This window comes from Pseudomonas sp. VI4.1 (assembly GCF_002029345.1).
Taxonomy (GTDB): Bacteria; Pseudomonadota; Gammaproteobacteria; order Pseudomonadales; family Pseudomonadaceae; genus Aquipseudomonas.
Window position 1 is genome coordinate 41,944 of the sequence record NZ_MULM01000167.1, and the last position, 15,116, is coordinate 57,059.

Annotated in this window: 9 protein-coding genes and 4 pseudogenes; 5 read left to right on the forward strand and 8 right to left on the reverse strand. The window is 63.7% G+C overall.

Features of this window, described 5'->3' with window-relative positions:
• Positions 1-24 precede the first annotated feature (24 nt).
• The 3 genes and pseudogenes from BZ163_RS20880 to BZ163_RS20890 form a co-directional block, all read right to left on the reverse strand.
• A complete protein-coding gene (locus BZ163_RS20880) occupies positions 25-1,641 on the reverse strand; it encodes a FadD3 family acyl-CoA ligase (protein ID WP_128872419.1) in 1,617 nt (538 codons plus the stop codon).
• Positions 1,642-1,661: 20 nt separating this feature from the next.
• A pseudogene (locus BZ163_RS20885) lies at positions 1,662-2,685 on the reverse strand (2Fe-2S iron-sulfur cluster-binding protein).
• Between the two features lie 79 nt (positions 2,686-2,764).
• Positions 2,765-3,950 (reverse strand): annotated as a pseudogene (locus tag BZ163_RS20890) (acyl-CoA dehydrogenase family protein).
• A gap of 306 nt (positions 3,951-4,256) precedes the next feature.
• On the opposite strand from BZ163_RS20890, the gene BZ163_RS20895 reads away from it, so the two are divergent.
• The 5 genes from BZ163_RS20895 (at position 4,257) to BZ163_RS35850 (ending at position 7,903) form a co-directional block, all read left to right on the forward strand.
• Positions 4,257-5,030 carry a glucose 1-dehydrogenase gene (locus BZ163_RS20895; RefSeq protein WP_128872420.1) on the forward strand — a complete coding sequence of 258 codons (774 nt, stop codon included), beginning with the start codon at positions 4,257-4,259 and terminating at the stop codon, positions 5,028-5,030.
• Positions 5,031-5,103: 73 nt separating this feature from the next.
• A complete protein-coding gene (locus BZ163_RS20900; protein WP_128872421.1) occupies positions 5,104-5,895 on the forward strand; it encodes a fumarylacetoacetate hydrolase family protein in 792 nt (263 codons plus the stop codon).
• A gap of 42 nt (positions 5,896-5,937) precedes the next feature.
• Entirely contained in the window at positions 5,938-6,864 is a 927-nt protein-coding gene (locus BZ163_RS20905; RefSeq protein WP_128872422.1) for an acetaldehyde dehydrogenase (acetylating), read from the forward strand.
• A gap of 10 nt (positions 6,865-6,874) precedes the next feature.
• Positions 6,875-7,720: a 4-hydroxy-2-oxovalerate aldolase gene (gene dmpG / locus BZ163_RS20910; protein WP_256579080.1), complete on the forward strand. Its 846-nt coding sequence runs from the start codon at positions 6,875-6,877 to the stop codon at positions 7,718-7,720.
• 21 nt (positions 7,721-7,741) lie between these two features.
• Positions 7,742-7,903, forward strand: a complete 162-nt coding sequence (locus BZ163_RS35850; protein ID WP_256579081.1) for a hypothetical protein — start codon at positions 7,742-7,744, stop codon at positions 7,901-7,903.
• A 107-nt stretch (positions 7,904-8,010) separates the two neighbouring features.
• Here the strand turns inward: BZ163_RS35850 and BZ163_RS20915 are convergent, their stop codons facing one another.
• The 5 genes and pseudogenes from BZ163_RS20915 to BZ163_RS20940 all read right to left on the reverse strand — a co-directional run bounded on the left by BZ163_RS20915 (position 8,011) and on the right by BZ163_RS20940 (position 15,113).
• Entirely contained in the window at positions 8,011-8,778 is a 768-nt protein-coding gene (locus BZ163_RS20915) for an SDR family oxidoreductase (RefSeq protein WP_128872423.1), read from the reverse strand.
• Positions 8,779-8,959: 181 nt separating this feature from the next.
• A complete protein-coding gene (locus BZ163_RS20920; RefSeq protein ID WP_128872424.1) occupies positions 8,960-10,195 on the reverse strand; it encodes a helix-turn-helix transcriptional regulator in 1,236 nt (411 codons plus the stop codon).
• A gap of 154 nt (positions 10,196-10,349) precedes the next feature.
• The gene (locus BZ163_RS20925) at positions 10,350-12,773 is read right to left on the reverse strand and encodes an RND family transporter (protein ID WP_128872425.1); all 2,424 of its coding nucleotides are present in this window, start codon (positions 12,771-12,773) and stop codon (positions 10,350-10,352) included.
• Positions 12,774-12,787: 14 nt separating this feature from the next.
• Positions 12,788-13,772, reverse strand: a pseudogene (locus BZ163_RS20930) (WD40/YVTN/BNR-like repeat-containing protein).
• Positions 13,773-14,164: 392 nt separating this feature from the next.
• Positions 14,165-15,113, reverse strand: a pseudogene (locus tag BZ163_RS20940) (OB-fold domain-containing protein).
• Positions 15,114-15,116 lie beyond the last annotated feature (3 nt).

The window sequence follows — 15,116 nt, forward strand, 5'->3', positions numbered from 1 at the left end:
TCCGTTTGATGAGACGGGGGCGCCTTATGCCTGAGCGGTGCTGGCCACCACTGCCCGCAATTCGTTTTTCGCCACCTTGCTCGACGGATTGAGTGGCAAGGCGCTGAAGAAGCGCACCTGGCGCGGCACCTTGTAATTGGCCATCTGCTCACGGCTCCAGGCGATCAGTTGCGCCTGGTCAAGTGCTTCACCTTCGCGCAGCACCACGCAGGCACATCCGACCTCGCCCATGCGTTCATCGGCGATGCCGATCACCGCCACCTGGGCAATTGCCGGATGCCTGATCAGCGCCGCTTCGATTTCCGCCGGGTAGCAGTTGAAACCGCCAACGATGAACATGTCCTTCAGGCGGTCGGTGATGATCAGGTTGCCCGCCTCGTCCAGGCGCCCGACATCGCCGGTGTGCAGCCAGCCTTCGGCGTCGATCGCTTCGCGGGTCGCTTCGGGGTTCTGGAAATAGCCCTGCATGATGTGGAAGCCACGCAGGCAGATCTCACCGGTAAGCCCGGCGTCCAGTGCCTGGTTGTCCGGGTCGCGAATGCTCACTTCGGTCCCGGCAATCGGCCGTCCGCTGGTGCCGGCGATCACCTGCGCCGAGTCCCGGGGATCGCAGATCGTCGCCAGCCCGCCGCACTCGGTCAGGCCGTAGGCGGTAGTGACCACGGCAAATCCCAACTCGTTGCGCATGCGCTCGATCAGGCTCGGTGGAATGCTGGCCGAACCGGTGACCGCAATGCGCAGGCTCGACAGGTCGGTCTGCTTGAGTCGCGGGTGAGCCAGCAGCGACAGGTACAGGGTCGGCGCGCCAGGCAAGACGCTGATACGCTCCCGGGCAATGCGCTGGAAGACTTGTTCTGCGTCGAACACCGCGTGGGGCAGGATGGTCGCCCCGCCGATCAGGCACGTCAGCCAACCGGCTTTGTAGCCAAAGGCGTGGAAGAACGGATTGACGATCAGGTAGCGGTCGCCCGGCACCAGGCCGATGACCTTGACGTATTCGCTGAAGGCCCGCAGGTTTTGCCCATGGCCGCTCATCACGCCCTTGGGTTTGCCGGTGGTGCCGGAGGTGAACAACAGGTCGCACATGGCCTCGGGGTCCACCGCCAATGCACGGCGTTTGGCACCCTCGGCGTCGACGCTCGCGGCACCGCCCAGGAACTGTTCAAGGGTCAGGTCCGAAGACCGCTCAGGAGTATCGCCCTCGATGATCACCAGGTGTTCGAGGCCGACCGGCCGATGGGGCGCGAGCAGCGCCGGGTAGTCGACGTCGAGAAAACGCTGCTGGACAAACAACAGCCGGCAGCCGCTGCGTTCCAGCACATCGGCGGCCTCCAGGCCCTTCATGCGCGTATTGATCGGCACCAGCACCGCGCCGGCGCATTGAATGCCCAATGCCGCGAGGATCCAGTCACCGCTGTTTGGCGCCCACACACCGACCCGGTCGCCGGCCTGAATGCCCAGCGCCATCAAGCCCCGGGCAAAGCCCATGACCCGTTCCGGCAGCTCGGCGTAATCGGTGCACTGCCCGTTGTCTTCGATGGCCGTGCGACCGGCAAAACGTTCGGCACTCTGGAACACCAACCGGGCAATGTTGGTGGGCACTTCGCTCAGCGGCAGGGAAAACTTCAGGCTCTGGTTCATCGTAGGCTCGGTGATCTGCATCATTCGGGAAATCGGATACGCAAGTGGGCGCTGGTCGGCACGGCCTGGCAGGCCAGGATCCAGCCTTCGGCCAGCTCATCGCTGTCCAGCGCATCGTTGTGCAGCAGCTCGATCTCGCCACTGTCCAGCGTGCACATGCACGAGGCGCAGCCTCCCACCCGGCAGGCGCTGGGGGGCTTGAGGCCGGCACGCTCCATCGCGGCCAGCACGGTTTCGCCGCTGTCGCAAGCCAGGCTGTGGTCCTCGCCATCCAGGCGCACCGACTTGCTGCGCCGCCATCGCCGCTTCACTGCTGACCACCAGGGGCAGTTCGCCTTCGCCGGGCAACGAGACAAAGCGTTCGACATGGACCCGCCCGCCAGGCAGGCCCAGGCTTTTCAGCGCACTGACCGCTGCATCCATGAACGGTCCCGGGCCACAGATAAAGGCCTGGGCGTCTGTGAACGGACGCGCCAGCTCCGCCAATTGCTCGACGGTCGGAATGCCCTGCACCGAATCGAGCCAGTGGACAATCTGCAGACGTTGCGGGTGCGCGCTGGCCAGGGCCTTGAGTTCGTCGCGAAAAATCACCGAGGCTTCATCGCGGTTGGCGTAGATCAACAGAATCCTGCCGTGGCCGGCCAACAGCGCCGAGCGCAGGATTGAAAGCACCGGCGTTACGCCGCTGCCCCCGCCGAACAGCAGCAGGTCATCGTCCAGACTGCGCGGCACAAACACCCCGGCGGGCGGCAGCACCTCCAGGGTTTGACCGGCCTGCAACTCGCCGCAGAGCCAGTTCGAGGCCCGGCCGTCACGCACGCGCTTGACCGTCACTCGCAGGGGTTCGCCGAGCAACGGCGTGCTCGACAACGAATAACAGCGCGGCAACCAGCCGTCCTCGAAGGGCACCCGCAAGGTCAGGAACTGGCCGGGTTGATAACGAAAGTGTTCGCTCAAATGCTCCGGCACGTCGAACACCAGGGAACGCGCATCAGCGGTTTCCTCGATCACTCGCGCCACGCGCAGGGCAAGATAATTGTTCATAGCTCAGGTACTCATGACCACCTGCCCGTGTATCACGGGCAGGTGTAAACCCAGGGGTATCGAAACGGGCACCATGGCCTCAGACGTACGGGTCCGGGTTGGGCAGGCCCAGCATCACCGCGCCGTAGCTGCGTCCGTAGGCCATGTAGTTGTTGGCGATGTGCCCACGTGCCTGATGCAGGTCGCGGAACAGCCGCGCCACCGGGTTGGTGTTGTACAAACCCGAGGCGGCCATGCTGCGCAGCAGATCGTTGGCCCGCTCGGCGCAGATGTTGGTCACATAGGCCGACTGGTAGCGATACAACAGGCGGGTCTCGGTGTCCGGGTATTCACGGCACGGCCAGGCTCATCAGGTGCTCGTAGTTGCGCTCCAGCACCAGGCGCAGGCTGTCGACGGTGATCATCGCCTCGGCAACAGCGGTTTGCGCCACCGGATCGTCAGCGGTACGGGCGCCGTGCTTGCCGATGTGTTTGGCGGCGTTGTCGCGGAACTCGTTGATCGCGCCTTGCAGGGCACCGATGGCCGAGGTCGAGACAGCGCGCGAGAACACCTGGGCGAAGGGGATCGCGTAGATCGGGTTGGTGTTGACCAGGCGCCCGGGCGTCGCTTCAAGGGTCCAGTTATTGGTGCGTTGCACGCGATGGGCCGGGACGAACACATCCTCGACCACGATGTCATGACTGCCGGTGCCGCGCAGGCCCAGCACGTCCCAATTGTGCTCGATCAGATAGTCGCGTTGTGGCAGCAGGAAGGTGCCGTGCTCGGCGGCCAGTTCGCCATCGGGTGGCAGGATGCCGCCCAACAGCACCCATTGGCAGTGCTCGCTGCCGCTGGAGAAACCCCAGCGCCCGCTGATCCGGTAGCCGCCTTCCACTACCGTGACCTTGGCCGCCGGCATATAAGTCGAGCAGATCAACGTGCTGTGGTCATCCGCCCAGACTTCACGCTGCGCTTCGATTGGATAACGTGCCAGCTGCCAGGGGTGAACCCCCATCACGCCATAGATCCAGGCCGTGGACATGCAGCCCTCGGCGAGGATGGTCTGGATTTCGAAAAAGGTCCGCGGGTCCACTTCATAGCCACCGAACGCCCGTGGCTGCAGGGCCCGCAGCAAGCCGGCGGATTGCAACTCGGCGATGGTCTCCACCGGTACCTTCTGATCCTTGTCGGCCTGCGCCGTGCGCGCCTTGAGTGCCGGCACCAGGCTGCGTGCACGTTCCAGCAGATCACGTTCGTCCTGGGTCTTTTCTCGCATGCTGTGCATCACTCAATTCTCCCGATCTCACTGCGCCACTGCGCGAGTTGTGATGGATCATCGGATCGAGCGAGCAATCATTCATCGTCAAAGCGGACTAGGGGGGTGCCCGGTTCCCGTAGGAGCCAGGCTTGCCGGCGAAGAACGATAACGCGGTTTGATAGATACACCGCAGCGTCTGGTTCGCCGGCAAGCCTGGCTCCTACAGGCGAAGAACGCGGCCCCCCGCGGCGCTAGTCCGTTGAGACGATGCTGGCGGCGGCCGTTGCGGCGATATTAAATCCATCAACAATCGACCCCACGGAGCAAGGGCCCATGAGTATTTTGCAGCGTTTCCAGATGCACGGCAGCGTCGCCATCGTCACCGGTAGCGGCCGCGGCATTGGTCGGGCGATTGCCCTGGCGTATGCCGAAGCCGGCGCCGATGTCGTGTGCTCGGCACGTTCGCTGGATGAAGTAGAGGCCGTGGCCGAAGAAATTCGCGGTCTAGGCCGACGCGCCCTGGCGTTCGCCTGCGACGTCAACGATGCCGAGCAACGCCAAGCACTGGTGCGCCACAGCGTTGAGCAAATGGGCCGTATCACCCATCTGGTGAACAACGTCGGCGGCGGCGGGCCCAACGATCCGCTGGCCATGACCCCTGAGCAGTTCGCCGAGGTGCTGAACTTCAACGTCGCCACCAGCTACGCCTTCTGCCAGCTGTGCGTGCCGCTGATGCGCGAAGCCGGTGGCGGCAACATCATTAATATCAGTTCGGTGGCGGCGCGCTATGCCCAGCGCCATTTCAGCGCCTACGGCACGGCCAAGGCCGCCCTCAGCCATCTGACCCGCTTGCTGGCCCAGGACTTCGCGCCGCAGATCCGGGTCAACGCCGTCGCCCCCGGCCCCACCCTGACCGAAGCGCTGAATGGCGTGATGCCCGCCGCCATGCGCGAAGTCATGGAAGCCAACACCCCGCTCAAATGCCTGGGCACCCCGCAAGACATCGCCGCCGCCGCGCTGTACCTGGCCAGCCCCGCTTCGGCCTGGGTGACCGGCAAGATCATTGATGTCGATGGCGGCGCCGACTCGTCGGTCTGGCCCGGCTGAACCACTCCTTTGGGTCCGTCCCTGTTGATGTCGGGGCGGGCTTTTTTTCTTCCCTGCCATCTGGAGCCCTCCCATGGACGCCCATTTGATCAACGCGCTCGGTGACGAACTGTTCAACGCCCTGCGCAGCCGCCAGACACTGGCGCCCCTGACCCGACGCTACCCGCACATCACGCTGGAGCAGGCGTACCGGATTTCCCTGCAATTCCTGCTACGCCGCGAAGAGCTTGGCGAGCGGGTGATCGGCAAAAAAATCGGGGTCACCAGCCGTGCCGTTCAGGAAATGCTCGATGTTCACCAACCGGACTTCGGCTTCCTCACCAATGCCATGCAGGTCGAGGATGGCAGCGATGTCAGCCTGGCCCGCTACAACTTGATCCAGCCCCGGGCCGAAGGCGAAATCGCCTTTATCCTCGGCGAAGACTTGCAAGGCCCGGGCATCAGCGCCGAGGACGTGCTGGCCGCCACCCAATCGGTGGCGCCATGCTTCGAGATCGTCGATTCGCGGATCGACGACTGGCAGATCCGCATCCAGGACACCGTGGCCGATAACGCATCCTGTGGCGTATTCGCCCTCGGTACTCAGCGCATCGACCCGCGCTCGCTGGACCTCGCCGCAGAGCACATGCAACTGCTGAAAAACGGCCAGCCGGCAGGCTCGGGCCTGGGCTCGGCGGTGCAAGGCCACCCTTGTGCGGCCGTGGCCTGGCTGGCCAATACCCTGGGCGAGCTGGGCATTCCGTTCCGCCGGGGCGAAATCATTCTGTCCGGTGCCCTGGCGCCGCTGGTCCCGGTGGTGGCCGGTGACCGTATCAGCCTGTCAATGACCGGTCTCGGTGAAGCCAGTCTGCGCTTCGTCCCTTGATCACCCCTTGATAACCCCCTTTCCCTCCTGGAGCCAAAGACCATGAGCAAAAAGATCAAATGCGCGCTGATCGGGCCGGGCAACATCGGCACCGACCTGCTGTACAAACTGATGCGCAGCGAGGTACTCGAACCGGTGTGGATGGTGGGCATCGACGCCACCTCCGAAGGGCTTGCACGGGCTCGCGAGCTGGGCCTGAAAACCACCGCCGATGGCGTCGACGGCCTGCTGCCCCATGTCCTCGAAGACCAGATCCAGATCGCCTTCGACGCCACCTCGGCCTACGTGCACGCGCAGAACTCGCGCAAGCTCAATGCCCTGGGCGTGTTGATGATTGACCTGACCCCGGCGGCCATCGGCCCGTATTGCGTGCCGCCCGTCAACCTCAAGGCCCAACTGGGACTGGGCGTGATGAACGTCAACATGGTCACCTGCGGTGGCCAGGCCACCATTCCGCTGGTGGCGGCGGTGTCCAGTGTGCAACCGGTGGAATACGCCGAAATCATTGCCACCGCCGCCTCCAAATCGGTCGGCCCCGGCACCCGGAAGAACATCGACGAGTTCACGCGCACCACCGCCAGCGCAGTGGAAAAGGTCGGCGGCGCGAAGAAAGGCAAGGCGATCATCATCATCAACCCTGCCGAGCCACCGCTGATGATGCGCGACACCGTGCATTGCCTGACCGCCACCGAACCCGACCAGCCGGCGATCACCGCCGCCATCGAGGCCATGATCAAGCAAGTGCAACGCTACGTGCCCGGCTACAGGCTGGTCAACGGCCCGGTGTTCGACGGCAATCGGGTGTCGATCTTCATGGAAGTCGAAGGCCTGGGCGACTACCTGCCCAAGTACGCCGGCAACCTCGACATCATGACCGCCGCCGCGGCACGCACCGCCGAGATGTTCGCAGAGGAAATCCTCAAAGGCGAACTCGTGCTGACCGCCACCGCCCAAACCGCCCACGCATAAGGAGCCGACCATGGATCTTCGCGGCAAAAGCATTACCGTTCACGACATGTGCCTGCGCGATGGCATGCACCCCAAACGCCACCAGATCAGCCTGCAGCAGATGAAAGACATCGCCTGCGGCCTCGACGCGGCCGGCGTGCCGCTGATCGAAGTCACTCACGGCGATGGCCTGGGCGGCAGCTCGGTGAACTATGGCTTCCCGGCCCACACCGACGAGGAGTACCTGTCGGCGGTGATCCCGCTGATGAAAAAGGCCAAGGTCTCGGCCCTGCTGCTGCCCGGCATCGGCACCGTCGACCACCTGACGATGGCCCATGAACTGGGGGTCAGCACCATTCGCGTGGCCACCCATTGCACCGAGGCCGATGTCAGCGAACAGCACATCTCCCACGCCCGCGGTCTGGGCATGGATACCGTCGGTTTCCTGATGATGGCCCACATGAACAGCCCCGAAGGCCTGGTCAAGCAAGGCTTGCTGATGGAAAGCTACGGCGCCAACTGCATCTACCTGACCGACTCGGCGGGTTACCTGCTGCCGCACGACGTGAGCGCCCGCGTGGCGGCGATGCGCGCGGCCCTGAAGCCTGAAACCGAAATCGGCTTTCATGGCCACCACAATCTGTCGATGGGCGTGTCCAACTCCATCGCCGCGATTGCCGCCGGGGCCAACCGTATCGACGCGCCTGCGCGGGCCTCGGCGCGGGTGCCGGCAACACGCCGATGGAAGTACTGGTCGCGGTGTGCGACCGCATGGGCATCGAGACGGGCGTCAGCGTGTTCGGCATCCAGGACGTGGCCGAGGACCTGGTGGTGCCGATCATGGACTTCCCGATCCGCAGCGACCGCGATGCCTTGACCATGGGCTACGCCGGGGTCTATGGCTCGTTCCTGTTGTTCGCCAAGCGCGCCGAGAAAAAAATATGGCGTGTCGGCCCGGGAAATCCTCGTGGAAATGGGCCGTCGCGGCATGGTCGGCGGCCAGGAAGACATGATCGAAGACACCGCCATGACTCTCGCCCGCCAGCGGCGGCAGGCGTAAGCCAGCACAGGCCCGCTATCAGGGATCAAGCACTACCCTTGCGGGGGATTCCATGTTGCAGAGTTGCACTGCAACGTGGAATCCCCCACGCCTCTTCAGTACCGCGGTTAGAAGCGCGAGGCGCGGACCATGGCGTCCATACCGCCATCGACGAACACCACGCTGCCATGGACAAACGACGCTTGTGGCGATTGCAGGAAGGCCACCACTGCGGCGAGCTCGTCCGGGCGCCCTGAGCGGCCCAGGGGCGCGACGAAATCACGGGTCGCCTGGCCAAACCGTGCATCTTCCAGCGAAGCCTGGTGCAACGGGGTTTCTACCGCGCCCGGCGCCACCACGTTCAAGCGCATGCCCTGCTTGCCCCAGCTCACAGCGAGGTTACGGGCATGGTGACTGATGGCGTACTTGGAGGCGGCATAGGCGACGTGAGGTTGGCCGAGGGTGTTGGCCAATGCCATCGCCTGGGCCTCATCGCCTGCGAGCATCGCGTCAATCATCGGCTGGCCGGCGGGCCCCGAATGCGTCGCCGCCACGGAGCCGATCACCAGCGCAGCCGGTTGCTGGCTCCGGGCCAACGCCCCTTGCAGGCCGTCGAGCAACTGGCTGACGCCGAAGTAGTTGACCGCCAGGATCAGGCTGCAGGTCGGTGCCGTGACACCGACCCCGGCGCAGCAGATCAGCCCGTCGAGCACCCCGCCGCTGAGTTCAAGCACTTGCGCGATGGCCGCGTCACGACCCTGTGGGGTGGACAGGTCCGCGATCACTTCGGCGTTGCTGCGATCGATACCGATGACCTGGTGCCCGGCGGCGCGCATGGCGGCGGATACGGCGGCCCCAATTCCCGAGGCACTCCCGGTAATGGCTGTAATAGGCATAGTTGTTCTCCGTGATAGGTCCCCCAGTATCGACAGGGCTATCACGCGACGGCATCGTCTGTGCGGACTAAGTAGGAGCGAGCTTGCTCGCGATGGTCGTTAACGATGACGCGTGTTTGCTGGTTAAACGCGGCGCTCTTCAGTCCATCGCGAGCAAGCTCGCTCCTACAGCAAAACGGGTTCAGGCCTGGCGATAGAGAGGCACGGCCAGTTTCAGCGGCGGGATCTTGATTTTCTCACCCATTTTCAACACCAGCTTGGGTTTACCCAAGGCCACCACGCTGTTGAGCATGATGCGCACCAGCTCGGTCTGGCGTCGCACCCCGGTCTTGGAGAAGATCGAACGCAAGTGCGCCCGCGCGGTGTTACGCCGGATATTGAGGGCCTCGGCCGCTTCTTCCAGGGACAGGCCGTTGGCCAGTTCCATCGCCAGGGCGGTTTCGGCCTTGGTGAGGTTGAACAGCTGCTTGGTCACCACTTCGCTGGCCAGGGATTTGCTCGACGCATCGCGGATGTACACCAACGCCGTCGGCTGGCCCTTCTCCTCGGCCCAGTCCAGGGACGGAATGGATTCGACCACCACACCGAGGTTGACCAGACCTGAAGGCCGCGTCACCGACATGGCCTCGGCACTTTTCGGGGCATCCGGGCAGAACGCAGCGCGAATCAGGCGTTGCAGTTCACGGTTGTCACTTGGATAGGTCGCCTCCAGGCGCCCGCCCACCAGTTTCAGGCCATCGGAACGGGCAAGAATTTCCTCGGCCACCGGGTTGATCTGCAAGACGCTGCCGCTCTCGTCGAGCACCAGGGTCGCCACCGATAACCGGCTGATGGCCTGGGAGTACAATCCGCTCAGCGATTCGCTGCGGTCCAGCAGGTTATGCAATTGCGAGGCGCGACGCAGGTGTGGCAGGAAACTGGCGCACAGCGCCCGCTCGTTGGCGCAGAAGTTGGGGGCGTGTTTCGGGCGGGTGGCGCGAAAGCGCAGTTTGCCGCCGTCCGGGGTGGAGATGTCCGCACACATCACGTGATACACATCGTTGGGACCGCAGAACGCCTTGAAGTAGGCGCTGTGTTCCCATTCCGTGGAGCTCATGATGTCATCGACGGTGAACACCTTGTCCAGTGGCTGGTTGGCGAACGGCGTATTGGTCTGCGGGTAAGTCATATAGCAGACGTCACCGGCACCTTCCAGATCGCCCACGAGGATCATCACGCCCGTATCGGGTTGGTCCGGCACCCGCAGGATCAGCGTGACGTAGTTGGCCTCGTAGAGTTTGCGAAAGCTTCTGAGGGCGTTGGCCATCAGTTTCGGATCGAGGGCGCCGTCGTAGATCTCGCCCACCAACTCGTTGTAGCGCGTGAGATCCAGGCCAAGGCTCGCCAGGACTTCCGGGGTCAGGACACCATCTTGCATAGTCTTTCCTCGCTCGGGTAAGGACGGTGCCCTTCCCTTGTTATTTTTATATTTTGGCTAGTGGCCTGCGGGGGCCCCGAAAACAGGGGCCCCGCGCGTCAGTTTCCCTGTCGCCTGCCTACTCCACAATAGCTCCGGCAGGTTTATTTTTTCGCTATTGAGAATCACGCGCAGCCGGGCTTTTTTTCAGCTGATACGTGCCTTTTGGTGCCGGGTGCTGGCGTGCCCGTTCGCTGACCAACGGTCGCCCGCGATTGAACCAGGCCGCCAGTGCCGGCAAGAGGAAAATCGCCCCCAGCACGTTGACCAGGAACATGAACGACAGCAACACACCCATGTCCGCCTGGAACTTCAGCGGCGCGAAGGCCCAGGTGCAGACGCCAATGGACATGGTCACGGCCGTGAATACCGCCGCCGTGCCGCGTTGGCACATGGCCTCGTAGAACGCCTCGCGCAGGTTGGCTCCGCGCAGCATTTCATGCTGGATGCGCTCGTACAGATAAATGCCGTAGTCGACGCCCACGCCCACCCCCAACGCCATCACCGGCAAGGTGGCGACCTTCAGGCCGATCCCGAGCATGGTCATCAAGGCGTTGCACAGGATCGCGACAATTGCCAGCGGCACCAGAATGCACAGCACCGCGCGGATCGACAGGAAGGTCATCCAGCAAAACAGCGCGACTGAACCGAACAGCGCCCCGAGCATGATGATTTCGGCGCGCTTGACCGCCTCGTTGGAAGCCGCCATTACCCCGACGTTGCCACCGGCCAGCAGGAATTCGACTTGCGGCGAGCTGATCTCGGCAATGATCCGCTTGGCTTCACTGATGGTATGACTGACCGTGCTGCCTTCGTGGTCGGCAAGGAACACCAGGATCTGCATCTGCTGGCAGCCGTCGGTGACCAGCCCGTCATCGGGCACATAGGCCCGCGCGCCCTGGCTCAGGCCACGGGGCGATCCTGGAATCGCCGCCCAGCGCGGATTGCCTTCGTTATTGCCGGCGATCACCCGCTTGCCCATGTCCGCCACGCTCTGGATCGACTGCACGCCCGAGACCGTGCGCATGCGGAAATCGAAGGCTTCCACCGCACGCATCACGGTGGGCGACAGGCAGCCTTCTTCGACGCCCTTGACCTGGACGAACACCGACATCACATCGAGGCCGATGGAATAGCTGCTGATGATCTTGCCGTTGTCCAGGTTATAGCGAGAATCGGCCCGCAGCTCCGGCGCGCCCGCACCGATATCGCCCACCGCCAGGTCGCGAGCCTTGTAGGCCCCGCCCGCCAGCAGCAACAGACTGATGGCGAACACCCCGAGGGCCGGGCCCGGTTCGGCCAGCGCCGACAGGCGCCACCACAGGCGGTGCCTGCCCGCAGGACGCGATTGCGCCCGGCGCAATAGCGCCGGCTCCAGGCGCAGGTAGGAAATGATGATGGGCAGCATCAGTTTGTTGGTGATGATCATCAGCATCACGCCGATGCAGGCCGTCACCCCCAGTTCGTGGACGATGGGAATGTCGATCAGCATGATCACCGCAAATCCCAGGGCGTTCATCAACAAGGCCAGGGAACCGGGAATGAAAATCTTGCAGAACGCCGAACGCGCCGCGTCCCTGGAAGTGCTGCCGGCCAGCACATCCTGCTTCCAGGCGTTGGTCATCTGCACCGCATGGGACACGCCGATGGAGAAGATCAGGAACGGCACCAGGATCGACATCGGATCAATGCCCAGCCCCAGCAACGGCAACAGGCCCAGCAGCCAGACCACCGGCAGCAACGCCACCACCAACGCCACCACGGTCAAGCGCAGAGAACGGGAATACAGCCACAGCAGCAACCCGGTGATCACGAAGGCCACGACAAAAAAGCCGATTACCGTGTTCAGCCCTTCGACCACATCGCCCACCAGTTTGGCGAAGCCGACAATGTTGATCTCGATATCGGGACTGTTGTACTTGGCGCGGATTTCTTCCAGGCGCTTGGCGATGTCGACATAGGACACCGGCTGGCCGGTCTTGGGGTCGGTGTCCTGCAAGTCGGCGCGGACCATGGCCGACTTCAAGTCATTGGCCACCAGCCGGCCTACCTGTCCGGAGGCCGCCGTGTTGCTGCGTACCTGCGCCAGGTCCTCGAGGGTACCGCTAAAGCGCGGAGGCACCACCACGTCGCCAAAAAAACCTTCCTCGGTAATTTCGATGTAGCGCACATTGGCGGTAAACAGCGACGTCACGCTGGGGCGACTGACCCCGGAAATGAAAAACACATCGTCGGTGACTTTGCGCAGGGTCTCCAGGTACTGGGCGTTATAGATGTCGCCCTCGCCTTTCCAGCGCACGCTGACCAGGAGGCGGTTGGCGCCGGTGAAGTAGCGGCTGAATTTGAGAAAGTTGACCATGTAGGGATGCGTCACCGGGATCTGTTTGTTGAACCCCGGATCCAGCTGCGTGTGGGTGGCGCTGTAGCCCAGGCCCAGCGTCACCAGTACGAACAGCAACAGCAGCCCCTTGCGCCAGGCCATCAGATGGTCGGCGCTCGTTTCAACGCAACGCGTCACCCAGTGTTTACCTTGATTCATTGCCTGCCTCTCATTTACCGGGTGGCCTGTTTGGCCACTAGGGCAGCAACGCTGCCACCTGAACCCTGCAATACTCCGCGCTCGCCACCCACCAGCAGCCGCGAGCCGACCATCGTCGCCGAGGTCAACGTACCGAGCCCTGCCAGGCGCTCGACACCCACCAGCGCGCCTTGTGCATCCAGGCGCACCACCGAGCTGCCAGCGCGACGATCACCAGCCCCGAGTGATCGGGCAGCAGCACATGGCCGTACAACGGCAGTTGGTTACCCACGTTGACCTGTGTCCAGCTGTCGCCGAAGTCGTGGCTGACGAACACATGCCCGCGCATCCCGTAGGTCACCCAGTTATCCGCGCTCAGGCGCACGATGCCGACAGCGAGCCGCTGTAGAACGCCGGCAAGGTCTGCCAGTGCTGGCCGGCGTCGGCCGTGCGCAATATCAGGCCCTGCTCCCCCACCAGCATGCGCCGGCCATCGTCGCCACCGGCCATGCTGTTGAGGTGCGCGCTGTCGATGTCCAGGGACTGCGGCGTCCAGGTCTGCCCGGCATCGACGGATTGATAGAACTTGCCGAAGCTGCCGAACGCCATGACGTTGTCGCCACCGCCGGTCCAGATGCCGAGCAGCGGTTCGCCCAGATCGGCGTCGTAGCGTATTTCCTGCCAACTGCTGCCGGCGTTCATCGAACGCAGGATCCAGCTGTCATGCCCGACGGCGAGCAAACGCTTGGCGTCCAGTGCCACGACGGCAGTCAGGGTGGCATTGCGCTGCGTGGCGACGCTGGCTGGTTGCCAGCTGACGCCCTGATCGTCACTGAGCAGAATGCTGCCGCGCTCGCCCACGGCGACCACGCGCGAGCCCAGATTGAGCAGGCCGTTGATCTGCACCCGGTCGGGGCGTGTGGTCAACAGTTCCGCTTGCGGTGGGGATTTTGGGGAGAAGGTGTAGCCGATGGTCAAGGCGACCACCAGGCAAACCGCGTAGCCGATCACAGAGCGCATGAGTAATGCTCCTGTCTAAGGCACGTGTGCATGGGGCAAGTCATAGGGCCGATCCTCTTGTTCTTGTCAGGCGCCAGGGCATGCGAGGCAATCGAGATGGCTTGCCTCTGAGGGGATAGTCGACGCAAGGCGTGGGGTGACACATCGTCCAAATGGCTTATGCAATGGCGCAAATGGCGTGGGGCGGGGATGTGTGTGCGAAGCGGAGATTTGTAGGAGCGAGGCTTGCCCGCGAACCAGGCACTGCGGTTTATCTGACACACCGCGTTATCGTTCTTCGCCGGCAAGCCTGGCTCCTACAGGCGAACCAGACGCCGCGGTGTGTCAGGTACACCGCGTCATCGTTCTTCGCCTGTAGGAGCGAGGCTTGCCCGCGAACAGGGGTGGGGCGATCAGGCGATGTAGAGGATCACCAGTTCGTTGATCACCGACGGCCGGTCCTGGCCCACGACATGGATATTGAGTTCCAGGGTCATCTGGGTGCCACGGGCCGACACCTCGACTTTTTTCACCCGGGCCCGCGAATGGATCCGCGAACCGGCCGGCACTGGCGCCGGGAAGCGCAAGCGATCGGAGCCGTAGTTGATCTGGGTGGTGTAGCCGCTGACCTCGAAGCCCAGCGCCAGTTTCATCCGCGACTGCAGCACCTGGACCTGCGCGCCATGGCGATGGTGCCGCCGAACGGGCTTTGCAGGCGCGCCCGCTCCGGATCGGTATGAATCCAGTAATCATCGCCCGACAACTGGGCAAAGGCGTCGATCAATGCCTGATCGACCAGCACCACATTGCTCCAGTCGCTGAACTGCTCGCTGACCAGGGCCTGCAAGGCCGGCCCGTCGTTGAGGTCGATCTGCCGGGTGGGCGGTTGCTGTGACGCAACAGGCGCCGGTTCGCTGTCCAGCGCGGGCAGCGATTCAAGGCTCGCCGCATCCTTGTCCACCCCGGTAAAACGCAGCAGGCGGTTACCCTTGGCGTCGACTTCGGCGAACACCGGCCGCAATGGCATGCCGATGCGGATTTCGGCTTCATCGAGGCCCACCAGGTTGGTATTGATGCGCACGCCTTGGGCCAACTCGACCACCGCCAGTTTCTGCGGCATTTCATCCATGAAGTCGGGCAAGGTGGCAATGCGCGTCACGGTGTAGCTGTACAGCGTCGCGGTGCCGTCGACTTCGCGCCAGGCCAGGTCATGCTCCAGGCAGGCCGTGCAATGCCGGCGCGGGTAGAAGTTCCAATGCGCGCAGGCGTTGCATTGCTGGATCAACAGGCGGCGAGCCTTCAGGCCCTCCCAGAACGGTGCGGAGATCTGCGTCGCACCGGCATCGGTTTGTTGTTGGACATGTG

Excerpts from the sequence above, each read along its gene's own strand:
- BZ163_RS20880 (WP_128872419.1), bottom strand. The coding sequence starts at position 1,641 with ATGAACCAGAGCCTGAAGTTTTCCCTGCCGCTGAGCGAAGTGCCCACC.
- BZ163_RS20895 (WP_128872420.1), top strand. The coding sequence starts at position 4,257 with ATGAGTATTTTGCAGCGTTTCCAGATGCACGGCAGCGTCGCCATCGTC.
- BZ163_RS20900 (WP_128872421.1), top strand. The coding sequence starts at position 5,104 with ATGGACGCCCATTTGATCAACGCGCTCGGTGACGAACTGTTCAACGCC.
- BZ163_RS20905 (WP_128872422.1), top strand. The coding sequence starts at position 5,938 with ATGAGCAAAAAGATCAAATGCGCGCTGATCGGGCCGGGCAACATCGGC.
- dmpG (WP_256579080.1), top strand. The coding sequence starts at position 6,875 with ATGGATCTTCGCGGCAAAAGCATTACCGTTCACGACATGTGCCTGCGC.
- BZ163_RS35850 (WP_256579081.1), top strand. The coding sequence starts at position 7,742 with ATGGCTCGTTCCTGTTGTTCGCCAAGCGCGCCGAGAAAAAAATATGGC.
- BZ163_RS20915 (WP_128872423.1), bottom strand. The coding sequence starts at position 8,778 with ATGCCTATTACAGCCATTACCGGGAGTGCCTCGGGAATTGGGGCCGCC.
- BZ163_RS20920 (WP_128872424.1), bottom strand. The coding sequence starts at position 10,195 with ATGCAAGATGGTGTCCTGACCCCGGAAGTCCTGGCGAGCCTTGGCCTG.
- BZ163_RS20925 (WP_128872425.1), bottom strand. The coding sequence starts at position 12,773 with ATGAATCAAGGTAAACACTGGGTGACGCGTTGCGTTGAAACGAGCGCC.